Below are 22379 nucleotides of genomic sequence, written 5' to 3'. Positions count from 1 at the left end.
TCATCCTTACACATAAAATTATACAGTTCCCAAAAGAAAGTTCATTCTGATGTTAGACGATTAACTTTTTATTGCAAGACAAATACAATCAGCTGCGTTAAGTAATACGTCGCTGTTAAAAAGATTCACTTATATATACAAGAAGAGCAAAGCATTTTATTAAATCGCTTTGCTCTTCTTTATAATCAAGACATTACTCAGCATTCGATAGGCATTTCTACCCTATTTTTGCAATAAAAAACTACCCGGCAATAACCAGGTAGTTTCCAACATCAAGCTCTATTTCTTTCTTCCAGCGCATCATTCTTAGACAGCAAATAGACACAATACTGGTTCATGCTGACACCTTCGCGTTTAGAGTGTTCAGCAAGTGAGCGGTGCAGGCTCTTGGGAATCCGCAGCTTAAATTGCCCGGAATAGTCATCCAGAGATGCCGGCTCTGCTATCTCAATACCATCCTCCAGCGCGGCTTCCAGCCACGCTTTTTTAGCATCCTCCGCGTTTTTCGCGGCAGCTTCTAGACTTTCCCCGATAGTAATGCATCCAGGCAATTCTGGATAGCTGGCAACATAACCGCCTTCATCTGGATCAGGTACAAGTTCAAGTCTGTATGGAAGAGCCAGATAATCATCAATTGTCTTCATGCTTCGTTTCCTCCTCAACAACTTTGCGTACCATTTCAACGTATATTTTCTTAATCGGTTCATGTTTAGGGATCGTAATGGGAGTTTTACCCGGTTTGCGAAACGTATAATGACTACTTCCACTTCTTGGTGCCGTCATTACATAACCATAACTTTCTAGAACCTTCTTCAATTCAACAAAACGCATGCCTTTTGATAATGAAAGGATGCGCTGTAACAGTTTATCCCATTTCGACATTATAAACTCCTAGTATCATTATATATGGTGTCATATTCGGTGTCAAAAGATACAGCCTTTAAACCAAAATATTGACTATCTGCGATTTAACATATTCTTGTGCAAATTACTTACTATAGCTATTTTGCTTTTACCTCGCAGATTATCCAAACTGATGCGTACGTCGAAATAGCCCTTTATAATTGAGTCAAATTATTTCTGGACTATACTTTTGCTAGCAGTAATTACTTTGCTTTTAAGGCTCCAACTTCCTGCATTTTTCCACAAAAAAACTACCCGGCAATAACCAGGTAGTTTCCCCAGCGGAGAAAAATTCCGCTTATTTTATTCGTATTCAATAGTTGCCGGTGGCTTGCTCGTCACGTCGTACAGTACGCGGTTAACCTGCTTGACTTCGTTGACGATCCGCACGGAGATCTTCTGCAGAACATCCCATGGAATCTGGGCAAAGTCAGCCGTCATCCCGTCAATTGACGTAACGGCCCGGATGCAGACAGCATAGTCGTAAGTCCGGCCGTCGCCCATGACCCCGACGCTCCGCATCCCTGGCAAAGCAACAAAGTATTGCCAAATGCTTTCCTGCAAGCCTGCATTCTTGACTTCTTCCCGCAAGATCGCGTCCGCGTCCCGGACGATCCGCAGCTTCTCTTCAGTGATCTCCCCGATTACCCGGATAGCCAGGCCAGGACCTGGGAACGGCTGCCGCCATACCAAGTCGTGTGGCAGACCCAGCTTTTCACCCAAGACCCGGACTTCGTCCTTGAACAATTGCCGCAGCGGTTCAATCAGCTTGAACTGCATGTCTTCCGGCAAGCCCCCGACATTGTGGTGGCTCTTGATCGTGTGGGCCGTGTCGGTCCCTGATTCAATCACGTCAGTGTACAAGGTCCCTTGGGCCAGGAACTTGGCGTCCTTGATCTTCTTGGCTTCATCGTTGAAGACCTGCACGAATTCGTTACCGATGATCTTCCGCTTCTTTTCTGGGTCGGTTACCCCAGCCAGCTTGGACATGAAGCGGTCCTTAGCATCAACTCTGACGATGTTCACGCCCAGCCCTTCTTTAAGAGCGGCCATAACTTCATCGCTTTCGTTCTTTCTAAGCAGGCCGTGGTCGACAAAAATCGCCGTCAACTGGCTGCCGATTGCCTTGTGCAAAAGGGTAGCCGTAACACTGGAATCAACCCCGCCGGAGATCCCCAGGATCACATTGGCGTCGCCAACTTCTTCTCTGATTGAGTCAACAGACAGCTTAATAAAGTCATCCATGGTCCAGTTGTCCTTGGCCCCGCAGACGTCAAAGGCAAAACGGCGCAAGATGTCCAGGCCGTATTCTGAGTTGCGGACTTCAGCGTGGAACTGGATTGCGTAGAACTTCCGGTCTGGGTCAGCCATGGAAGCGATCGGGCAGTTCTTGCTTGAAGCCAGAACTTCAAAGCCTTCTGGCACCTTGGTTACCAGGTCCCCGTGGCTCATCCAGACAACCTGCTTTTCTGGCAGGCCCTTGTAAAGCGGGCTGTCAGCTTCCTTGACTTCAATGTGGGCTGAGCCGTATTCAGCTTCCCCGGCCTTTTCAACCGTCCCGCCCAGCTTCTGGGTCATCAGTTGCATCCCGTAGCAGATACCCAAGATTGGAATCCCCAGTTCAAAAATTTCCGGGTCAACGTCCAGGGCGTTTTCATCGTAAACTGAGTTCGGGCCGCCGGAGAAGATGATCCCCTTAGGAGCGATCTTCTTCACTTCTTCTGCCGTAATCGTGTGCGGCAAAAGTTCTGAGTAGATGCCAAAGTCACGGATCCGGCGGGTAATCAATTGATTGTACTGGCTGCCGAAGTCCAGGACGATGATCTTGTCAAAATTGCTTAAATCGATTTTTGCCATTAGAAGTCGATGCCTCCGTAGTTAGGTGCGGCCTTGCTCATCATCACGTCGTGCGGGTGGGATTCACGCAGGCCGGCGTTTGAAATGCGGACGAATTGGGCGGTTTCAATCAGCTTGTCGATGTTTTCAGCCCCGCAGTAGCCCATACCGGACCGCAGGCCCCCAAGGATCTGGTAAACAACGTTGCTTACCGTACCCTTGTAAGAAACAACAGCTTCGATGCCTTCTGGCACCAGCTTGTTGGCTTCGTTCACGCCGCCTTGGAAGTAGCGGTCGCTTGAGCCATTCTGCTGGGACATGGCGCCAACTGACCCCATACCACGGTAGGACTTAACCAGACGGCCGTCAGCACCTTGCTGCACGTCCCCTGGAGCTTCTTCAGTACCTGACAGCATGGAGCCCAGCATAACAGCGTTGCCGCCAGCAGCCAAAGCCTTAACCACGTCACCTGAGTACTTGATCCCGCCGTCAGCGATAATCGGCTTGCCAAATTCCCGGGCTACGTCAGCCGCGTCGTAAATAGCAGTCAATTGCGGCACGCCGACACCGGCAACCACTCTGGTGGTGCAGATTGAGCCAGGCCCGATACCAACCTTGACTACGTCAACGCCGGCTTCAAACAAGGCCCGGGTACCTTCAGCAGTAGCCACGTTGCCGGCAATCAAAGTGTTGTGCGGGAAGTGGTCGCGGATTTCCTTGATCTTGCGCAAAACGCCGGCTGAGTGACCGTGAGCCGTGTCGATAACGATCGCGTCAGCACCGGCTTCAAACAGGGCTTCTGCTCTTTCAAAAGTGTCGCTGGTCACACCGACAGCAGCAGCTACCAAGAGCTTGCCATCCTTGTCAACGGCAGCGTGGGTGTCTTCGGCAGTTACCGGAGTGTTCTTAGACAGACGGACTTCGTCAGCTTGCGCTTGAATTGAAAGGTTCTTGTGGACTACCCCAAGACCGCCCATCTTGGCCATGGCTGCCGCCATTCTGCCTTCGGTCACCGTGTCCATCCCAGCGGAGATCAAAGGAATGTTCAGCTTCAATTTTGGTGCCAGCTGGGTTGACAAGTCGACTTCGTTCGGCAGAACGTGACTTTCAGCTGGAATCAAGAGCACGTCGTCAAAAGTAATACCTTCTTTAGCAAATTTGGTTTCCCACAAAGACATGATTTTATCCTTTCAAACAATCGTTGATACTTTTTAATTAATCAACTTTACACGTTTTTCGCCGCCAGGTCAACAAAAAGCGAATTATTCACTAATTCCTTTAATATTTTAGGACTTTTTGCGCCAGATTAGAAATTTTTCAGCGAATCTTATTGAATTAATTCGGCTTTTGCTGTAAGATTTAGCAATAACTTAACAAATGTTTCTGCTTATATATCGCTGCGATACGGGCAGCAGTCTCTACCCGGAGCCGTAAACTCCGGACTATAGGTAAAGAAGGGCCGGTATTGCCGGCGCGGCTTCTTTTGCCTAGCTTGGTAAAAGGAGCCTTTTTCTTTTCTCGGAAGGAGTCACATGGAACTTTTAGAAGAACGCATTAAGAAGGATGGCGTCGTTTTACCAGGCGACGTCTTGAAGGTCAACTCATTCTTGAACCACCAGATCGATCCCCAATTGATGATGACCCTAGGCCAGGAATTCGCCCGCCTCTTCAAGGATGCTGGCGTCACCCGGGTCCTTACCGCTGAAGCCAGCGGGATCGCTCCCGGCATCATGGCCGCCTACTGCCTGGGCGTGCCGATGGTCTTTGCCAGAAAGAAGAAGCCTTCAACCGTCACTGACGCCGTCTACACCGCGGAAGTCTTCTCCTACACCAAGCAAGTGACCAACACCATTTCTGTTGAAGCCAAGTTCCTTGATGCCAATGACCGCATCTTAGTCATCGATGACTTCCTGGCCAACGGCGAAGCAGCCAAGGGCCTGATCTCCCTGGCTGAACAAGCCGGCGCTGAAGTAGTCGGCGTGGGCGTTGTCGTGGAGAAGGCCTTCCAGGGCGGCCACGACTGGCTGGTTAACCATGGCTATCACCTGGAAGCTTTGGCCAGCATCAAGGAATTCGCCGACGGGCAAGTTATCTTCAATTAATCTTTGACAGTGGGAGTTATTTACTAAAAATGGATCAAACACAAGAACCTTCACAAGGCCGCTCTTTTGTCCTGGGCCTGCAACACCTTTTGGCCATGTACTCCGGGGCCGTGGCGGTCCCGATCTTGATCGGCAATGCCCTGCACTTTAACTCAGAGCAATTGACCTACCTGGTCTCCATCGACATCTTCATGTGCGGCCTGGCCACCCTCTTGCAGCTATTGCGCAACCACTACTTCGGGATCGGCCTGCCAGTCGTTTTAGGCTGCGCCATCCAGGCTGTTGCTCCTTTGGAAATGATCGGGCAGAAGTACTCCATCGGCACCATGTACGGATCAATCATCGTGGCCGGGGTCTTCGTCTTCCTCATCGCCGGAGTCTTTTCCAAAATCAAAAAGCTCTTCCCGCCAGTTGTCACCGGGACCTTGATCACCACTATCGGCTTGACCTTGATCCCGGTCGGCATCCAGAACCTTGGCGGCGGGTCAGCCACTGCCAAGGACTTCGGTGACCCGAAGAACCTCCTAGTCGGCTGCGTCACCATCTTGGTGATCGTGGCTCTGCAAGCCTTCGCCAAGGGCTTCATCGCCTCAATCTCCATCTTGATCGGCCTCATCGTCGGCACTCTCCTGGCCGCCTGCCTGGGCATGGTTTCTTTGACCCCAGTTTCTGAAGCTGCCTGGCTGCACTTCCCGCAATTCTTCTACTTCGGCTTGCCAAAGTTTGAATGGTCATCCAGCTTGACTATGATGATCATCGCCCTGGTCTCCATGGTTGAATCAACCGGCGTCTTCTTCGCCTTAGGCGACCTCTTGGGCAAGGACATCACGGAAGATGACCTCAAGCGGGGCTACCGGGCTGAAGGGCTGGCCCAGATTTTCGGTGGTCTCTTCAACACCTTCCCTTACACCACATTCTCCCAGAACGTCGGCCTCCTGCAACTGTCCGGCATCCGGTCCAAGCGGCCGATCTACTGGGCAGCCGGCCTCTTGATGGCCATGGGCCTTCTGCCAAAAGTCGGTGCCCTGGTCACCATCATGCCAACGGCCGTTTTAGGCGGGGCCATGGTGGTCATGTTCTCCTCCATCGCCGTACAAGGGATCAAGATGCTGCTCAAGGTCGACTTCAGCGACAACCATAACCTCTTGATCGTGGCCATCTCCCTGGGCCTGGGCTTAGGCGTTTCCGTCTACCCAACCATCTTTCAGGCTCTGCCAAGTGAACTGCAGCTTTTCCTAGAAAACGGGATCGTCATCGCCTCAATCTCTTCCGTCCTTTTGAACTTGATCTTCAAGGGCAAAAAAGGACTGGACGAAAAATAACTTTTGCAATTAAACACAGATAAATCTCAGAAGCCTCCTTTACCATGAAGCGGGGCTTCTTTTTTGTCCTTAATCACTTAAAAGCAGGACGCAGCGCAAGTCGTCTAGCGCAATGACATGTTCGCCAATCACCACCTTGTCTTCCGCGTAGCCCTGGACAAAGCCAACTATTTCCGCCCGGTCGGGCACGCTTTTCTGCCTTGTCTCTTTATTGATCATGGCCGTGTGGTCGCTTAGGAAAAAGCTCGCCCACTTCTTCATCCCCCGGTCTTGATAATGGGCGAAAAAATCCGTCACCCGCTGGTCAAACTCCTTACTCATAGGCGTTGCCCCCATTGTGGCCGCCGACCAAGCGGCTTCTGGCAATTGCCGTGGCCCCTGGCAAAAGGCTGGAGGCTCTGACGACACTGGCAAAACCATACTTCTTCCGTAATTTGTCAACCACCTGATCCCGCTTCTGCTGCTTGATCTGCTCGGCTGGAGGCAGGAAGAAGGTCAGCTGCTGGCAGCCGGCCGGCGATAAATTGCTGTAGGTCACTCCCAGCCGTCTGCCCGCCTGCCCCCGCCACTTTCTTCTGAAAAGGGCCCTGAGCTTGGCCACCAAATCGCTGGAAATATCAGTCGGCGTGATCTTCTCTTGAATGCTGAAGCCAGCTGGATCTGCCTCGTAGTCAGCGTAACCGACATAAAGGCTGACCCGGCCAGCCAGCAAGTGCTGGGCCCGGATTCTGGCCGCGACCTGGTCGCCGATTCCCTGAATAACGATCTCAATTTCCCGCTGGTCTTCATAGTCCCGGCTTAAGATTTGGGAGTTTCCGTAGCTTTTGCTTTTGGGCCGGTACTTCTGCTTGATGATGCTCCGGTCCACTCCCCAGCTCATGGCAAAAAGCTGGTCGCCGATCACTCCGAACTCCTTCTTCAAAATAGCCGGATCGCTGTGGGCCAGGTCATACATGTTGTTGATCCCCAGCCGGCGCAGGCGGTTGGCCATCTTGACATTGATCCCCCAAACGTCTTCCAGCTTGGGAATCTTCCAGATAGTATCGGGCACGTCAATATAGTGCCAGCAAGCAATCATCGAAGTCCGGTGCTTGGCGGAAATGTCCATGGCCAGCTTGGCCAAAAGGGGTTCTCCCCAATCCCGCAAGTCGTGTACAGGCGCAGGCTGTCGTGAATATCTTTTTGAATCTTCCGGGCCACCAGATAAGGATCATCCCCAAACAGGTGCCAGGACTCAGTCATATCGATCATGCTTTCATCAATCGAATAGACATGGATATCCTCATCCGCCGCGTACTTGCGGAAAATCTGCAAAACCTCCATGCTGCGCTTGATGTAAAGATTCATATGCGGCTCAACCAGCATCAGGTCCGGGGCCTGGTCTTTAGGCGGCAAGTCTCTGGCCCGCATGACATTGCTCAGGCCGTACTTTTTCTTGGCCAAAGGCGAGGCAGCCATAATCAAGCCTGACCCCCAGTCAGTCCCCACCTGCTGGGACACGACGGCTAAAGCGACTTCCATTGGGTTCAGGCCCAGGCGCAGGGCCTCGCAGGAGGCATAGAAAGATTTGTTGTCGATCATGAAAATAACCCGGTGGGGCTCATAGCGGTAATCGTACATCAAAATCCACTTCTTTCTTGAACATTTGTTCTGATAAATTATATCGAACTTTTGTTCTAAAAAGCAAGCAAACAGAAAATAAAAGCAAAAATAAAAAGAGGCCTCAGCCTCTTTTTACAAAATTCAGTTTAATAGTCGCCGTTCATGATCGTGTTCTTAACGATCACGTAGTCGACCCGCTTGATTGATTCCAGGTCCCGGCCACCGGCGTAAGAGATGGAAGACTGCAGGTCTTCCTTCATTTCTTCCAAGGTGTCAGCGATGCTGCCCCGGTAAGGGACCAGCATCTGCTTGCCTTCAACGTTGCGGTAGGCGCCCTTTTGCACTTCACTGGCTGAACCCCAGTACTGCTTGTAAGTCTTGCCGTCGATCTTAATCACGTTGCCCGGGGATTCTTCATGCCCGGCCAGTATTGACCCGATCATGACCATGCTGGCCCCGAAGCGGACAGACTTGGCGATGTCACCGTTGTGGCGGATCCCCCCGTCAGTGATCAAAGGCTTTCTGGCCACCTTGCTGCACATTCTGAGGGCAGCAAGCTGCCAGCCGCCAGTCCCGAAACCGGTCTTGAGCTTGGTGATGCAGGCCTTGCCCGGGCCAACCCCCACCTTGGTAGCGTCCGCGCCGGCATTTTCCAGTTCCCGGACGGCTTCCGGCGTTGCCACGTTGCCGGCCGTCAAGAAGGTGTCCGGCATTTTTTCCTTAATGTACTTGATCATGTCGATCACGTAGACTGAGTGCCCGTGGGCCACGTCGATCGTGGTGTATTCCGGGATCAAGTCCTTTTCCACCAGTTCGTCGATGAAGTCATATTCATCGCCTTTGATGCCGACGGAAATCGATGCAAAAAGTCCCTTCTCATGCATCATCTTGATGAAGTCGGCCCGCTTTTCGGGCTGGAAGCGGTGCATGACATAGTAGTAGCCATTTTGGGCCAGCCAGACCGCCAGCTTTTCGTCAATGACGCTTTCCATATTGGCGGGAACGACTGGGATCTTGAAAGTTCGGTTTCCAAACTTGACGCTCGTGTCACATTCCTTCCGGCTCTTCACGATGGCCTTGTTGGGCACCAGTTGGATATCATCATAGTCAAAAGCTTCCATGCTGAAATAATTGTTCATTTTTTGCCAGCTCCTTTTTTAAAGTACCTTTGATACTTTACTGACATTTCCCATAAAAGTCAAGGTTTATTCGAACTATTCACGAACGTTCTGAAAATATTATTCGGATTTCCTGTTGACTAATTGCCCGGCAAATGCTAACCTTTCTAACGTAAGTTCTACGAAATATTTTTTGAGGTGAAAAAATGACATCAATCGCAGTTGTCGGCAGCCAATGGGGCGACGAAGGAAAGGGTAAGATTACAGACTTTTTAGGGACGACGGCAGACCTGTCAGTTCGCGCTAACGGCGGTAACAACGCTGGCCACACGATCGACTTTGACGGCAAGGAATTCAAGATGCGCTTGATTCCATCCGGGATCTTCGCGGCTAAATTGGGCGCCGTGATCGGCAACGGGCTGGTTATCAACCCTGAAGTCCTCCTGGGCGAACTGGACAACTTGGAAAAGAGCGGGATCGACACCAGCAACTTGAAGATCTCCAACCGCGCTCACGTCATCATGCCTTACCACGTAATGCAAGACACTTATGAAGAAGAAGCCAAGGGCAGCCTGAAGGTCGGCACCACCAAGAACGGGATCGGGCCAACTTACATGGACAAGGCTTCCAGAATCGGCATCCGGGTCTGCGACCTGATCGATCCGGAAACTTTTGCGGAAAAGCTCCGCTTCAACCTGGAAAGCAAGAACGCCCTCTTCACCAAGGTTTACGGCAAGCCAGCCATGGACTTTGACGAAATCTACAACAAGTACGTTGAATACGGCAAGCGGATCGCCAAGTACGTTTGTGACACTTCCCTCTACGTCAACGACGCCCTGGACAGGGACGAAAAGGTCCTCTTTGAAGGTGCCCAAGGGATCATGCTGGACATCGACCAGGGTACCTACCCATTCGTAAGTTCTTCTAACTCAGTTTCCGGCGGGATCGCTTCCGGCAGCGGGATCGGGGCTAACCGGATCAAGACTGTCCTGGGCATCTGCAAGGCCTACACTACCAGAGTTGGTGCCGGCCCGTTCCCAACTGAACTGCACGATGAAACCGGCGACAAGATCCGGGACATCGCCCACGAATACGGTACTGTTACTGGCCGTCCGCGCCGGGTTGGCTGGTTTGACTCAGTTGCCCTCCGTCACGCCAAGCGCGTAGCCGGCATCAACGCCTTGAGCTTAAACCTGCTGGACGTCTTCAGCGGCTTTGACAAGATCAAGATCTGCGTGGCCTACGACTTAAACGGCAAGCAAATTGACTACTACCCAGCCAGCTTGAAGGAAGTTGAAGCCTGCCAGCCAGTTTACGAAGAACTGCCAGCCTGGGAAGAAGACATCACCGGCGCCAAGAGCTGGGAAGACCTGCCAGAAAAGGCCCAGGCCTTCGTCAAGCGGATCAGTGAAATCACTGGCATCCCTGTCGTGACTGTTTCTGTCGGCCCAGACCGGGAACAAACCATTGTTTTGCAAGACCCATGGACTCTGTAAGACGGTAAAAAAGCTATCAACACAAAAACCGTTTCGCCTGGCGAAACGGTTTTTCTTGTCTTTATATTTTCTTCTGCTGTTTGCTACTTGACCGACAAAATGGTCACTTCATAGTCCCCCATTGGGGCTTCAACTGTCACCCGGTCTCCGGCCTTGTGCTTCATCAGGGCGTGGCCCAAAGGCGAGTCAAAGGGCAGTTTTCCATCCCCTACGGCCTCTTCCATCCGGCCGACGATCCGGTATTCTTCAACCTCCTGGTCGTCTTCATAGCGGATTTCCACCTGCTTGCCCAGGTTGACCTTGCCGTCGTTGACCGTTTCGATGACTTCCGCGTATTTCAGCTGCTTGTTCAAGTAGCGGACCCGGCTGTCCAGGTGGCGGAGTTCTCTTTTAGCGGTTGAATATTCAGTATTTTCGGACAAGTCGCCCAGGGCCCGGGCCTCCTTCAGGTTCTGCACCCGGCGGGGCCGGTCAGCCTTCAAGGCCGCAATCTCGTCTTCAATCTGCTTGTAGCCCTCGGGGGTCATTTTCTGATAATATACCATGCTTGCCAGTCGCCTTTCACTTCCATTTTTTAATCATTATAGCCCGCCCAGGTCTTTTTGCCAAAAATTTTATTTAGCAGTCAAAAAAGTTGAATGCTAATTACGCCATTTTTCCCAAAAGGGACTATAATATAGTTGTCGGGAAAGAAAGCGGCTCCGCCGCTTCTCTCCCCGCCTCTGTTTGTAAAAGGCAATTTGAATAATTTGTTGAAGGGAAGTTTTAGACTATGACTAATGATTTAATGAACCGTTACAACGACTTGTTCGATCACATGGGCGGCTGGCTTGACAACTCCAAGGACTTCTTGGACAGCCACGCTTTCAGAAACATTTTGCAATCAGACGTTGCTGAAGATGAGCACGAATACACCGTCAAGGTCGACGTGCCGGGGATGAGCAAGGATGACATCCACCTCTCTTACACTGACGGGATTTTGACGATTTCCGGCCACCGCAGCACTTTCAAGGATGACAGCGACAAGAAGAAGAACCTCCTGCGCCAGGAACGCAGCGAAGGGTCAGTTTCCAGAAGCTTCAGCCTGCCGAACGTTGACAAGAAAGGCATTAGCGCCAAGCTTGACGGGGGCGTTTTGACGGTTACCCTGCCAAAGGCAGCTCCAGAAGAAAACGAAGACACGATTACTATCGAATAAGCCCAGAGTGCTTAGAGAAGCCCAGAGTGCTTAGAGAAGCCCGCGAGGGCTTCTTTTTTTGTCCTCTTTAGCGTAAGATTATTCTATAATCATCTATTGCTAAAGGAGATTTTTCATGTCACACGAATTAAGCCCCCAGCTCCTGGAGTCCTTCAGCCGGGACTTCAACGCTGATCCTAAAAATCAAGTAATTTCCCGAGCCGCCAGAAGAAGCGGCCTCTTGGAAGCCGCCTACAACCCGGCCGTCAGCCAGCGGCTGAACCGGAGTTTTTCCATCGAGCTGGACACTGACAATGTCACCAACCAGCAGCAATCCGGCCGCTGCTGGCTCTTTTCAACCTTGAACGTGGTCCGGCACAATTTTGGCAAGGCCAACAAGGCTAAGAACTTCACCTTCTCCCAGAGCTACAACTTTTTCTGGGACAAGATTGAACGGGCCAACTACTTCTACGACCGGATCATTGCTACGGCTGACCGGCCTTTGACTGACCGGACGGTCCGCGGCTACTTTGACTGGTGCCAGACCGACGGCGGCCAGTGGCACATGGCAGCTTCCCTCATCGCCAAATACGGTGTAGTACCGGCTTACGCCATGCCGGAAAGCTTCAACAGCAACCACAGCCAGGCTTTGGACATGGTTTTGGCCGACAAGGAAAGAAAAGATGCCTTGACCCTGCGCCGGCTGGCGCAAGCAGGCGACCAGGAAGGGCTGGAGGCAGCCCGGACCGACTTTTTAAGCCAGATCTACCGGATCATGGCTACGGCCTTGGGTGAACCGCCGAAGACTTTTGACCTAGAATTCAGAGACGACGACAAGAACTACCACTTGGATAAGGGCTTGACTCCGGTCCAGTTCTACAAAAAGTACTGTGCGACCGACCTGGACGACTATGTGGTTTTGGCTAATGCCCCAGACCATGAAATGAACCGGGTCTTGCACCTGGGCTTTGAAGACAACATTAAGGGCGGCTACCCTAACCTCTTCATCAACGTGCCGATGGAATATCTGGAAGACGCGGCGATTGCCCAGCTGAAGGACGGAGAAGCTGTTTGGTTCGGCAATGATGTTGGCCGGCAGATGGACCGCAAGACCGGCTTCATGGACCTGGATCTCTACCAGCTGGACCAGCTTTTGGACATCGACAGCCACTTATCCAAGGCTGACCGCCTGGCGACCGGGATCGGGGAATCTTCCCACGACATGGCCCTGGTCGGCGTTGACGTGGACGGCGGGCAAGTCCGGCAATGGAAGGTGGAAAACTCATGGGGCGACAAGTCCGGGGAAAAGGGCTACTTCACCATGAGCGCTGACTGGTTCAGAGAATACACCTACGAGGTCGCCGTGCAAAAGAAGCACGTGCCGGCTGAAATCCTGGACCTGCTCAAGAACCAGCCGATCGAACTTGATCCTTGGGATTCCTTAATTTAAGCAGGTATGTTAACATTGACTTATTAATATTAAAACAAAAGGAGAAAAAAATATGAGTCATGAATTAACTCTGCAGGAATTGGCGGAATTCAGCGCCAATTTCAATGTTGACCCTAAGAACCAAGTCATCGCCCGCGCTGCCGCCAGAAGCGGGGTTCTGGAAGCTTCCTACAACGAACGCGTGGCTGGCCGCCTAACCCGGGTCTTTTCAACTGAATTGCCAACGGACAACGTCACCAACCAAAAGCAGTCCGGCCGCTGCTGGCTCTTCTCAACCTTGAACGTCTTGCGCCACGACTTCGGCGCCAAGCATAAGGCCAAGAACTTTACCCTGTCCCAAAGCTACAACTTCTTCTGGGACAAGCTGGAAAGAGCCAACCTTTTCTATGAAAAAGTGATCGAAACCGCTGATAAGCCATTAGACGACCGGGAAGTCCGCAGCTACTTCGACTTCGCCGGCCACGACGGCGGCCAATGGCACATGGCCATCTCTTTGGTCAAGAAGTATGGTGTCGTGCCAAGCTACGTTATGCCTGAAAGCTTCAACACTTCCGCTACTAACGGTTTGGCCAGCGCCCTAGCTGACAAGGAAAGAAAAGACGCCCTGGCCTTGCGCCGCCTGGCTCAAGCAGGTGACCAGGAAGGGCTAGAAAAGGCCCGCAAGATCTTCTTAAACGAAATCTACCGGATGGTTGCCATCGCCGTTGGTGAACCGCCAAAGACTTTTGACCTGGAATACAGAGACGACGACAAGAACTACCACCTGGAAAAGGACTTGACCCCAGTCTCCTTCTTCAACAAGTACTTTGACGTCGACCTGGACGACTACGTGGTCTTGACCAACGCTCCAGACCACGAATACGGCAAGCTCTACCACCTGGGCGCTGAAGACAACGTTGAAGGCGGCAGCCCGATCCTCTTCTTGAACGTGCCGATGGAATACCTGGAGCAAGCCGCTGTTGCCCAATTAAAGGACGGGGAAGCTGTCTGGTTCGGCAACGACGTCCTGCGGCAAATGGACCGCAAGACCGGCTACCTGGACACTGACCTCTACAAGCTGGAAGACCTCTTTGATGTTGACCTTAGCCTGTCCAAGGCTGACCGTCTGGCTACCGGCGCTGGTGAAGTTTCCCATGCCATGACCCTGGTCGGGGTTGATGAAGACAAGGGCAACATCCGCCAATGGAAGGTAGAAAACTCCTGGGGCGACAAGTCCGGGGAAAAGGGCTTCTTCGTCATGAGCCACAACTGGTTCAAGGAATACGTCTACGAAGTCGTTGTTCACAAGAAATACTTGACCAAAGACCAGCAAGAGTTGCTCTCTTCAACTCCTGTTGAACTTGCTCCTTGGGACTCATTAGCCTAATGGGTACGCTGATTATCGTCGGCTTGATCTCGCTCGTCATGCTGGGCCTGGTCATCGCCGCCCTTCACCGGGATTAAGCACGAAAAAACCGCTCAGTTCTCTAACAGAACTTGAGCGGTTTTTTCATGTGATTTTACTTTGGACTTAATCCTTGCTCTTAAACTGGTCGCCGGCTAAAGTCCGGTAGAACTCAGCGTGAGCCGCGTTGTAGTAAGGCACCAGCCAGAGGAAGCCGATCCCCAAGGACAGGCCGGCCAGAATGTTCCAGCCGATAAAGCTCAATTCGAAGAACGAAAAATAGACGAAACACAAAAAAGAGAGCTCGCTGGAGCTCTCTTTCTTTATTTGCTTTATCAAACTACTTCTCGTAGCTTTGGGCAACCTTTTCGTAGTAGGCAACTTCATCGTCAGTACACTTAACAAAGTGGCCTGGACGGATTTCGTGCATGGACCGTTGATCGTCCTTACCGTCGCCTTCGAACTTGCCGTATTCGTAATCGATCCGCTTCCGGGACCGTTCGATTTCCGGGTCTGGTTGCGGCACGGCAGAGATCAAACTCTTGGTGTAGTCGTGCAGCGGGTGGTCGTAAACTTCGTCAGCACTGCCGACTTCCAGCAGCTTACCGTAGTGCATAACCCCGATCCGGTCAGAGATGAACTTAACCATGGACAAGTCGTGGGCGATGAAGAGGTAAGTCAAGTCATGCTGCTTCTTCAAGTCGATCATCAAGTTGACAACCTGGGCTTGAATGGACACGTCCAAGGCTGAAATAGGTTCGTCGGCCACGATGAACTTCGGTTCAACGGCCAAAGCCCGGGCGATCCCGATTCTTTGCCGCTGACCACCGGAGAATTCGTGTGGGAAACGGGAAGCGTGGTTACGGTTCAAACCAACCGTTTCCAGCAGGTCTTCGACCCGCTTGCGCCGTTCTGCCTTGTCCTTAACCAAGTGGTGGATGTCCAGCCCTTCCGCGATAATGTCTTCAACCGTCATTCTTGGGTTAAGGGAAGCGTATGGGTCCTGGAAGATCATCTGCGCGTCGCGGCGGAAAGCCAATTGTTCGTCGCGGCCATGTAGCTTGGCCACATCCTTGCCTTCAAAGAGGACTTCACCGGCCGTTGGCTTGTACAGCTGCAAAATTGACCGGCCAGTGGTGGTCTTACCAGAACCTGATTCACCAACCAGGCCGAAGACTTCACCTTCATAGATGTCGAAGCTGACGTCGTCGACACCCTTGGTGACGGTGCGTCCGTTCTTGAAGTATTGCTTCAAGTGCTTGACCTCTAAAATCTTTTTTCTTTCTTCTGGCATATTCTGCTTCTCCTTTAATCCTTGTCAGCTGCTTGCAGTTCCTTGTAGTGTTCCCAGCGACGCACGATTTCATCAGGCGGAGTAACCTTTGGCGCGTCTGGGTGCAGGAGCCAGGTAGCAGCTTGGTGGGTTTCTGAAACCTTGAAGAACGGCGGCTTCATTTGCGCGTCGATCTTCATCGCGTACTTGTTTCTCGGGGTAAATGGGTCGCCCTTTGGCGGATCAAGCAAGTCTGGCGGAGTCCCTGGAATTGATTCCAGCTTTTCACTGGTCAGGGTCGGCATGGAGTTGATCAAGCCCCAAGTGTAAGGGTGTTGCGGGTTGTAGAAGATTTCGTCAACCGTCCCCTTTTCCAAAAATTCCCCGGCGTACATAACATTAACGCGGTCAGCCATCCCGGCAACGACACCCAAGTCGTGGGTGATGAAGATGATGGAAGTCTTGACCCTCTTTTGCAAGTCCTTCATCAAGTCCAGGATTTCAGCTTGCACAGTAACGTCCAAGGCAGTAGTTGGTTCGTCAGCCAAAAGAATTTCCGGTTCACAGATCAAGGCAATGGCGATAACGATTCTTTGCCGCATACCACCAGAGAATTGGTGCGGGTATTGGTTGATTCTTTCTTCAGGGTTCGAAATACCAACAGCCTTCATCATTTCCAAGGCCTTAGCCCAGGCTTCCTTCTTCGAAGCGCCCTTGTGCTTGATCAATGGTTCAGCAATCTGCTGGCCGATCTTCATGGTCGGGTCCAAAGAAGTCATTGGGTCCTGGAAGATCATGGCGATCTGGTTACCACGGATCTGCTGCCATTCCTTTTCGGAAATCTTCAGCAGGTCCTTGCCGTGGAAAAGGATTTGCCCACCCATGATCTGGGAGTTCTTGGCCAAAAGGCCGATGATGCTCCGGGTGGTAACGGACTTGCCTGAACCGGATTCACCAACGATCGCTAAAGTTTCACCTTCATCAAGGTGGAATGAAACGTCACGAATGGCCTTAACTTCACCAGCGTAAGTGTGGAAGTCAATCTTTAAGTTTTTAACGTCTAAAATTCTATTTGCCATATGTTCGTCTCCCTTATCTTTGGCCCTTAGGGTCGAAGGCATCACGCAGACCGTCACCGAGCAGGTTAAAGGCAATCATCAAAACGCAGAGGACTGCTGCTGGGTACCACATTTGGTATGGCAGGAACTGGAAGTTCTTCTGCCCTTCGTTCAAAAGCACACCCAGGGAAGTTTCAGGCGCGGAAATACCGATACCGATGAAACTCAGGAAGGCTTCGAAGAAGATGGCACTCGGGATGGTGTACATGGTTTGAATGATGATGATACTGGACAGGTTTGGAATCAGGTGCTTGGTAGCGATCTTAAAGGTTGATTCGCCCAAGGACCGGGCTGCCAGAACGTACTCTTCATTCTTCAAAGACAGTGTCTCGGCACGGATCTGCCGAGCCATGGTCGTCCATGAGGAAATGGCCAGGGCCAAGATGATGGAAGTGATGCCGGGCTTCAAGACAACCAGCATCAAAACAACGATAATCAGAGTTGGAATTGAAGAAATGATTTCGATGATCCGTTGCATGATGTTGTCAGTCATGCCGCCCTTCCAACCGGAGATGATCCCGTAGGCAACCCCGATGGCCAGGTCGAAGAAGGCGGCAACCACGGCAACGATCAAGGAGATCCTGGTACCGTAGATGATTCTTTGGGCCAATGACCGGCCCAGGTAGTCGGTCCCGGCAACGAAGTACTTGCCAGCTGGCACTGAAGCGTAAGCATCAGTCCAAACGCCGTTTTGCTTGATCTTCCCGTTCAAGCCGTTGAGCCAGTCAAAGCCCTTCCACTTGGCCGGGAGGTTGGCGTATTGCGGAGCTGACTTAACCAAGCTGGAGTTGTTGATCCAGAAGCTGGAACCAAAAGCGATAACCACCATCACGATGATGATCACAGCGGAAATCATGGCTGCCTTGTTGCTCTTGAATCTGATCCACACGTTCTGCATGAAAGAAAGTGAGGGACCAGAAATGTGTTCCGCACTTTGCGTGTCACCCTTTTCCACGTGTTCAAAGGATTCAGGTGTGATCTTTACGTTACTTGCGTCTTGATCCATTGATTTTAACCTCGCTTTCCGTTAGTCAGTCAGTCTGATCCGTGGGTCGATCAGACTGTACACGATGTCAGTGAGCAGCAGGATTACCACCAAACCGAAGCAGTAAACCATACTTACACCCATGATGGTTGGGTAGTCATTAGTCAGGATTGACTTGGTGAACTGTTCCCCGATCCCAGGAATGTTGAAGATGTTTTCGATAACCATTGAACCAGTCATCAAAGCAACGGCGTATGGCCCGATCAAGGTAACCAATGGAATCATTGAGTTACGCAGGGTGTGCTTTCTGATGACTTCGATCCGGCTAAGACCCTTGGCCTTGCCCAGTTCAACGTAGTCGGAACTCAAGGTGTCGACCATTTCCGTTCTGATAAATCTGGCTGTTTCGGCCAGCGGCCCTACCGAGAGGGCGATCGTCGGCATGATCGTCTGTGCTGCTTCACCCCAGCCGGCGATTGGGAACCAGCCCAGCTTCAAGCCGATGTAGTATTGAAGCAATACCGCCAGAACGAAGTTAGGAACCGACTTACCGATGATGGAAACGATCGTCGCGGTGGAGTCGATCCAGGTACCTTGGTTCACGGCCGCGATTGAGCCGATGATGACCCCCAGGATAATCCCGACAACCAGAGCTTGCAGACCCAATTGAGCAGAAGCGCCCAAACGCGCCCCGATCAAGCTGGAAACAGGCTGGTTGCTGTATTGGAAGGAAATCCCAAAGTCACCATGCGCGGCGCCAGCCAGGTAAGTGATGTATTGTTCGATAATAGGTTTGTCCAAGCCATATTGCTTGTTCATAATTGCCTTTTGGGTAGCCGTCATCTTTGCTTCGTTGGCGTACGGAGAACCCGGCATCATCTTCATTAAGAAGAAGGTAATCGTCGCAACGAGGAACAAAGTGAGGATCATGTAGAAAATACGTTTTAGCAAGTATTTAGCCATAGTATTGCTCCTTACACTTTTTCGCTTTAATCAGCATTACATTTTTAATGTTTTTCTTATTATACCAAAAAATAAAGAAATTACCATACGATAATATAAAACTGTGCCCCTAAAAGTCAAGCATTCCGGGCTTTTTGTCCCTTTTTTCCATCATTTGGCAACTAACTTAAACTTTGATTTTTTCTTTTTTTGAGTCTATCTGGAACTTAGACTGACCTTTTTTAAATAAGTGTTCGGCTAAGATAAAAATATTAGTCTTTTTTTCCTGTAAAAACTAATTTTCTTAACTTTCAGCCAGCAGACATCTTTAGTGGCCTCCCTCCTTTAGCCCAAAAAATATCCTATTCCCGGACATAAATTCTGGAATAAAGAAAAAGTTGAGCGTTATTGCTAACGTCTCAACTTTCAGTTATACCACGGTTAAATTTTAATTTTTAACCGCGTAAGTTGTCTTAAAGTCTGGGTATTCGCCGTTGAAGACCAGGTTCTTGATATTTGGTCTGATCATCCAGGCCTGACCCATGTGGTAAAGCGGGCTGATAGCTTCCTGGTCGATTAGGATCTTTTCCGCCTTGAGCAAGGCCTTGCGGCGCTTGGTTTTGTCCATGGTCAAGGAAGCCTTGACAGCCTTATCGTATTCCTTATTAGACCACTTGCCGAAGTTGTAAGTCTGTCCTGACTGCATGTAAGCCAGGAAGTGGTATGGGTCTGGGAAGTCACTGGTCAAGCCGCCTAAAACGACGTCAAATTTATTGGCAATTTGGCGGGAAACCCGGGTCGTCTTTGGCAGGTTGTTGACGGAAACGGTAATCTTGCCGCCAAAAGCCTCAGTCAAGGCACTCTGGATGAATTCCGTCTGCTTCTTGTAGCTGTCGTCGTCGTCAGCCATCAGAGTAAAGGAAACCTTCTTGACGCCCAGTTCCTTCAAGGCCTTCTTGAAGTAACTGCGGGCGGACTTGAGGTCGTATTCCACGTACTTGTTCACGCTGGAGTTGGCACTTTCCACTTCCTGGGCAAAATTCTTCCCGTCTAAAACCACGTTGGTGGCTGAGAAGGTCTTGGCCTGGGTGTTGTAGGTACCGATCGTGGACAAGAGCTGCTTGCGGTTGATAGCCATGGAGATGGCCCGGCGCAAGTTGGCATTACGGAAGATCTTTTTCTTCTTGTAGTTGTAGCAGAGGTAGGTGGTGTTGCCCAAGGTCAGAACCCGGTAGCCCTTCTTGCCCTTCATTCTCTTAGCTGCCTGGGTGTCCAAGATGGCCGCGTCCAGCTTCCCGGTCTGGTAGAGGTTGTAGTCAGTTGACGGGGTCTTCTGGACACTGTAGTTGATCGTCTCCAGCTTAACTGCCTGCTTATCCCAATAATACGGGTTCTTAGCCAGCTTCCAGGTCAGGTTGGACCCAGTCCAGCCCACGGACTTGAAAGGCCCGTTGTAGACGGCATAGGCGGATTTGGTACCGTAGCGCTTGCCGTACTTCTTGACAGCTTTGGAGTCCAGCGGCTTCAAGCTGATGGCCGTAACGACCTTAAAATAAGGAATCTTCTTTTCAAAAGTCACAACCAGCTTGTATTTGCCTTCGGCCTTGACACCCAGGCTGGACGGCTTCTTCTTGCCTTCAGAGATCTTGATAGCATTCTTGATGCCTTCGTAGTTGTTGACCTGGCTGGAAGCAGTCTTGGGGTCAACCTGCCGGCGCCAGGCATAAACGAAATCTTCCGCCGTTACCGGGTCCCCGTTTGACCACTTGGCGTCCTTTCTTAAGTAAAAGGTCCAGGTCAAGCCGTCTTTAGAGGTCGTGCTCTTGGTAGCCACGCCCGGAACGGTTTTGGAGTTTTCGCCCAGCCGGTAGAGGCCTTCATAGGTATTGGCGATCTGTTCCTCACTGGCTGTATCGTCGGCCTTGGCCGGGTCCAGGCTTTCCAGTTCAGAAGTGGTCATCCAGTTGATTGACTTTTCATATCCGCTGCTGGACACAGGCTTGGCTGACTTGGTCGCGGTCTTGCTGCAGGCTGCTAGCAAGAAGGCGCCGGATACGGCGACAGTTGCCGTCAGAAGCTTTTTAAAATTACTCACTGTTTTGTCCTCTCTTGGTCAAAAAACTTTTTTGTAAAACACATTTTTAGCAATCCATCAGCATCTAATCATTTTTTCATTATAGAAGATTTCCAGGCTTTTGACAATTCTAAATTTACCAGCAAAGAGAAATAGCCAGAATTGTATATAGCAAAAAGAAAACGGAGCCAGGGCTCCGTTTTCTAAAAAATCTGTCAGCTTAATTTGCTGCTTTCCAGACTACTTAAACTACTTGATGTAGGCTTCCTTGAAGTTGTAAGGTGAGCCGGCACCGTTGAAGACAACGCCCTTGACGCTGGTCTTAACCAGGGTAGCTTCGTTGGTGTAGTACAGCGGGGTAACCCCTTGGTCTTCCAGCAGGGCCCGTTCAGCAGCCACCATTGCCTTCCAGCGGACTGCGGTTGACCCAGTGGTCTTGGACAGGGAGATGGCCTTACGCAGGTTGGCGTTGGCTAAGTACTTGTCCTTGGCGATGTTGTATTGCAGGTACTTGGTTGAGGCAAACTTTCTGACAGTCCAGCCGGTCGTCCCCTTAAGCTGCTTGCTTTGCTGGGCGTTCAAGTTGGTTTCGAGAAGATGTAGAAGCCCATCAACAGCTTGAAGTATGGGATTCTCCGGTCCAGGGTCACCGTCAGCTTGTACTTGCCGTCAGCCTTGATGCCCAAAGTGTTGGCTGCTTTCTTGCCGGCAACGATCGCGTCAGCGTTCTTGATGCCGGAGAACAGGTAGGCATATTCAGAAGCAGTCTTTGGGTTGACCGTTCTTCTCCAGGAGTAGACGAAGTCCTGGGCGGTAACTTCATCCCCGTTGGCCCATTTAGCGCCCTTGCGGAGGTTGAAGGTCCAGGTCTTGCCGTCAGAGCTTTCCTTCCAGCTCTTGGCGATCCTCGGGGTTGGCTTGGCATTGTTGCCCAGCCTGATCAAACCTTCCATGACATTGTTGAACTGTCAGCGTCGTAACGGTCGGTAGCCTTGGACGGGTCCATGGTCGTCAATTCGGCAGCTTCCGTCCAGGACAATTTTTGTGCCTTGGATGATGAGCTTGACTTGCTTGATGAGCTGCCACAGGCTGCCAGAAGCTCAGCTGAGGCGAGCAAAACTGAGCCGGTAGCGAATAACTTCTCTTTTCTCATAATTGCACCTCGTTTTATTAAAAGGCAAACTTAGATTAGGTTTAAATTAAAATCTATAACTTAAGTCTAATTATAACGGGGATTTTTTAATTTTTGACCCCTTTTAAAAAATAAAAACAGACAAAAAGAAAACGCCTTCCGGCGTTCTCTTCTAAGCTTTAGCTAGCTTGTTTTTACTTGATGTAGGCGTCCTTGAAGTTCCAAGTCCCACGGTTTTGGATGACGTTCTTGACGCTTGGACGGATCATCCAGACATTAGTGTCGTAGTACAATGGTGAGATCCCGGCATCCTTCAGCAGGATGGTTTCAGCCTTGCTCAGATCGCTCCAGCGCTTGCTTGCGGAAGCAGTAGTCTTGGAGTCAGCAACCAGCTTGTCGTAAGTTGCGTTCTTCCACTTACCATTGTTTTCAGAGTTGGTGGAAGTGAACAGGTCCAGGAAGGAG

General features: G+C 51.0%; 19 protein-coding genes, 3 pseudogenes and 1 riboswitch. Of the genes and pseudogenes, 6 read left to right on the top strand and 16 right to left on the bottom strand.

All coding sequences use genetic code 11. The annotated features are described in order from the left end of the window. Nucleotides 1-272 precede the first annotated feature (272 nt). From HMPREF3168_RS09460 to HMPREF3168_RS09445, 4 genes are all read right to left on the bottom strand, one after another. Nucleotides 273-644 carry a type II toxin-antitoxin system HicB family antitoxin gene (locus HMPREF3168_RS09460; RefSeq protein WP_003616793.1) on the bottom strand — a complete coding sequence of 124 codons (372 nt, stop codon included), beginning with the start codon at nt 642-644 and terminating at the stop codon, nt 273-275. Next, a complete protein-coding gene (locus HMPREF3168_RS09455) occupies nt 631-882 on the bottom strand; it encodes a type II toxin-antitoxin system HicA family toxin (protein ID WP_003616790.1) in 252 nt (83 codons plus the stop codon). The genes HMPREF3168_RS09460 and HMPREF3168_RS09455 overlap by 14 nt, the downstream gene beginning before the upstream one ends. A 324-nt stretch (nt 883-1206) precedes the next feature. Next, nucleotides 1207-2760: a glutamine-hydrolyzing GMP synthase gene (gene guaA, locus HMPREF3168_RS09450; RefSeq protein ID WP_002877245.1), complete on the bottom strand. Its 1554-nt coding sequence runs from the start codon at nt 2758-2760 to the stop codon at nt 1207-1209. Then, nucleotides 2760-3917, bottom strand: a complete 1158-nt coding sequence (locus HMPREF3168_RS09445) for an IMP dehydrogenase (RefSeq protein WP_070489789.1) — start codon at nt 3915-3917, stop codon at nt 2760-2762. Before HMPREF3168_RS09445 ends, guaA begins: the two co-directional genes overlap by 1 nt. A gap of 189 nt (nt 3918-4106) precedes the next feature. After that, a riboswitch (purine riboswitch) is annotated at nt 4107-4204 on the top strand. Between the two features lie 67 nt (nt 4205-4271). On the opposite strand from HMPREF3168_RS09445, the gene HMPREF3168_RS09440 reads away from it, so the two are divergent. Beyond that, nucleotides 4272-4841: a xanthine phosphoribosyltransferase gene (locus HMPREF3168_RS09440; RefSeq protein ID WP_013439051.1), complete on the top strand. Its 570-nt coding sequence runs from the start codon at nt 4272-4274 to the stop codon at nt 4839-4841. A gap of 29 nt (nt 4842-4870) precedes the next feature. After that, a complete protein-coding gene (locus HMPREF3168_RS09435) occupies nt 4871-6163 on the top strand; it encodes a nucleobase:cation symporter-2 family protein (RefSeq protein WP_070489787.1) in 1293 nt (430 codons plus the stop codon). Nucleotides 6164-6232: 69 nt separating this feature from the next. Here the strand turns inward: HMPREF3168_RS09435 and HMPREF3168_RS09430 are convergent, their stop codons facing one another. The 3 genes and pseudogenes from HMPREF3168_RS09430 to HMPREF3168_RS09420 form a co-directional block, all read right to left on the bottom strand. Continuing rightward, a complete protein-coding gene (locus HMPREF3168_RS09430) occupies nt 6233-6484 on the bottom strand; it encodes a hypothetical protein (RefSeq protein ID WP_070489785.1) in 252 nt (83 codons plus the stop codon). Beyond that, nucleotides 6477-7783 (bottom strand): annotated as a pseudogene (locus tag HMPREF3168_RS09425) (Y-family DNA polymerase). Before HMPREF3168_RS09425 ends, HMPREF3168_RS09430 begins: the two are co-directional and overlap by 8 nt. A gap of 128 nt (nt 7784-7911) precedes the next feature. Next, nucleotides 7912-8904 (bottom strand): GMP reductase, encoded by a 993-nt coding sequence (locus tag HMPREF3168_RS09420; RefSeq protein WP_070489783.1) that lies wholly within the window; start codon nt 8902-8904, stop codon nt 7912-7914. Nucleotides 8905-9089: 185 nt separating this feature from the next. Between HMPREF3168_RS09420 and HMPREF3168_RS09415 the strand changes: the two genes are divergently transcribed. Continuing rightward, a complete protein-coding gene (locus tag HMPREF3168_RS09415; RefSeq protein WP_050952022.1) occupies nt 9090-10379 on the top strand; it encodes an adenylosuccinate synthase in 1290 nt (429 codons plus the stop codon). Between the two features lie 83 nt (nt 10380-10462). Here the strand turns inward: HMPREF3168_RS09415 and greA are convergent, their stop codons facing one another. Further along, nucleotides 10463-10924 carry a transcription elongation factor GreA gene (greA, locus tag HMPREF3168_RS09410; protein WP_002877232.1) on the bottom strand — a complete coding sequence of 154 codons (462 nt, stop codon included), beginning with the start codon at nt 10922-10924 and terminating at the stop codon, nt 10463-10465. A gap of 227 nt (nt 10925-11151) precedes the next feature. Between greA and HMPREF3168_RS09405 the strand changes: the two genes are divergently transcribed. The 3 genes from HMPREF3168_RS09405 (at nt 11152) to HMPREF3168_RS09395 (ending at nt 14372) form a co-directional block, all read left to right on the top strand. Next, entirely contained in the window at nt 11152-11577 is a 426-nt protein-coding gene (locus HMPREF3168_RS09405; protein WP_003612939.1) for an Hsp20/alpha crystallin family protein, read from the top strand. Nucleotides 11578-11692: 115 nt separating this feature from the next. Continuing rightward, on the top strand, nt 11693-13006 hold the full coding sequence (locus HMPREF3168_RS09400) for a C1 family peptidase (RefSeq protein WP_070489781.1): 1314 nt from the start codon (nt 11693-11695) through the stop codon (nt 13004-13006). 52 nt (nt 13007-13058) lie between these two features. After that, complete coding sequence (locus HMPREF3168_RS09395) at nt 13059-14372, top strand: C1 family peptidase (RefSeq protein WP_070489779.1); 1314 nt, start codon at nt 13059-13061, stop codon at nt 14370-14372. 144 nt (nt 14373-14516) lie between these two features. Here HMPREF3168_RS09395 and HMPREF3168_RS10875 read toward each other — a convergent pair whose 3' ends face one another. The 8 genes and pseudogenes from HMPREF3168_RS10875 to HMPREF3168_RS10870 all read right to left on the bottom strand — a co-directional run. Further along, complete coding sequence (locus HMPREF3168_RS10875) at nt 14517-14729, bottom strand: DUF975 family protein (RefSeq protein WP_070489777.1); 213 nt, start codon at nt 14727-14729, stop codon at nt 14517-14519. A 1-nt stretch (nt 14730) separates the two neighbouring features. Next, entirely contained in the window at nt 14731-15684 is a 954-nt protein-coding gene (locus HMPREF3168_RS09385; RefSeq protein ID WP_003619469.1) for an ABC transporter ATP-binding protein, read from the bottom strand. 14 nt (nt 15685-15698) lie between these two features. Then, nucleotides 15699-16742, bottom strand: a complete 1044-nt coding sequence (locus HMPREF3168_RS09380; RefSeq protein ID WP_070489775.1) for an ABC transporter ATP-binding protein — start codon at nt 16740-16742, stop codon at nt 15699-15701. Between the two features lie 13 nt (nt 16743-16755). Next, nucleotides 16756-17787, bottom strand: coding sequence for an ABC transporter permease (locus HMPREF3168_RS09375; RefSeq protein WP_070489773.1), 1032 nt, complete (start codon nt 17785-17787; stop codon nt 16756-16758). Nucleotides 17788-17808: 21 nt separating this feature from the next. Next, on the bottom strand, nt 17809-18729 hold the full coding sequence (opp3b, locus tag HMPREF3168_RS09370; protein WP_070489771.1) for an oligopeptide ABC transporter permease: 921 nt from the start codon (nt 18727-18729) through the stop codon (nt 17809-17811). Between the two features lie 427 nt (nt 18730-19156). After that, nucleotides 19157-20803, bottom strand: a complete 1647-nt coding sequence (locus HMPREF3168_RS09365) for a peptide ABC transporter substrate-binding protein (RefSeq protein WP_070489769.1) — start codon at nt 20801-20803, stop codon at nt 19157-19159. Between the two features lie 228 nt (nt 20804-21031). After that, nucleotides 21032-21935: pseudogene (locus HMPREF3168_RS10390) on the bottom strand (ABC transporter substrate-binding protein). Between the two features lie 173 nt (nt 21936-22108). Further along, nucleotides 22109-22379: pseudogene (locus tag HMPREF3168_RS10870) on the bottom strand (peptide ABC transporter substrate-binding protein); the annotation flags it as partial.

The sequence above is a fragment of the Lactobacillus sp. HMSC08B12 genome (genome assembly GCF_001808415.1).
Taxonomy (GTDB): Bacteria; Bacillota; Bacilli; order Lactobacillales; family Lactobacillaceae; genus Lactobacillus; species Lactobacillus delbrueckii.
This window is presented reverse-complemented; position numbering and strand designations above follow the sequence as displayed.

Bases quoted from the DNA above. Each gene is read 5' to 3' on its own strand.
- HMPREF3168_RS09460 (WP_003616793.1), bottom strand. From the start codon at position 644: ATGAAGACAATTGATGATTATCTGGCTCTTCCATACAGACTTGAACTT.
- HMPREF3168_RS09440 (WP_013439051.1), top strand. From the start codon at position 4,272: ATGGAACTTTTAGAAGAACGCATTAAGAAGGATGGCGTCGTTTTACCA.
- HMPREF3168_RS09380 (WP_070489775.1), bottom strand. From the start codon at position 16,742: ATGGCAAATAGAATTTTAGACGTTAAAAACTTAAAGATTGACTTCCAC.
- HMPREF3168_RS09395 (WP_070489779.1), top strand. From the start codon at position 13,059: ATGAGTCATGAATTAACTCTGCAGGAATTGGCGGAATTCAGCGCCAAT.
- HMPREF3168_RS09455 (WP_003616790.1), bottom strand. From the start codon at position 882: ATGTCGAAATGGGATAAACTGTTACAGCGCATCCTTTCATTATCAAAA.
- HMPREF3168_RS09405 (WP_003612939.1), top strand. From the start codon at position 11,152: ATGACTAATGATTTAATGAACCGTTACAACGACTTGTTCGATCACATG.
- HMPREF3168_RS09415 (WP_050952022.1), top strand. From the start codon at position 9,090: ATGACATCAATCGCAGTTGTCGGCAGCCAATGGGGCGACGAAGGAAAG.
- HMPREF3168_RS09445 (WP_070489789.1), bottom strand. From the start codon at position 3,917: ATGTCTTTGTGGGAAACCAAATTTGCTAAAGAAGGTATTACTTTTGAC.
- guaA (WP_002877245.1), bottom strand. From the start codon at position 2,760: ATGGCAAAAATCGATTTAAGCAATTTTGACAAGATCATCGTCCTGGAC.
- opp3b (WP_070489771.1), bottom strand. From the start codon at position 18,729: ATGGCTAAATACTTGCTAAAACGTATTTTCTACATGATCCTCACTTTG.
- HMPREF3168_RS09420 (WP_070489783.1), bottom strand. From the start codon at position 8,904: ATGAACAATTATTTCAGCATGGAAGCTTTTGACTATGATGATATCCAA.
- HMPREF3168_RS09385 (WP_003619469.1), bottom strand. From the start codon at position 15,684: ATGCCAGAAGAAAGAAAAAAGATTTTAGAGGTCAAGCACTTGAAGCAA.
- HMPREF3168_RS09400 (WP_070489781.1), top strand. From the start codon at position 11,693: ATGTCACACGAATTAAGCCCCCAGCTCCTGGAGTCCTTCAGCCGGGAC.
- greA (WP_002877232.1), bottom strand. From the start codon at position 10,924: ATGGTATATTATCAGAAAATGACCCCCGAGGGCTACAAGCAGATTGAA.
- HMPREF3168_RS09435 (WP_070489787.1), top strand. From the start codon at position 4,871: ATGGATCAAACACAAGAACCTTCACAAGGCCGCTCTTTTGTCCTGGGC.
- HMPREF3168_RS09430 (WP_070489785.1), bottom strand. From the start codon at position 6,484: ATGAGTAAGGAGTTTGACCAGCGGGTGACGGATTTTTTCGCCCATTAT.
- HMPREF3168_RS09375 (WP_070489773.1), bottom strand. From the start codon at position 17,787: ATGGATCAAGACGCAAGTAACGTAAAGATCACACCTGAATCCTTTGAA.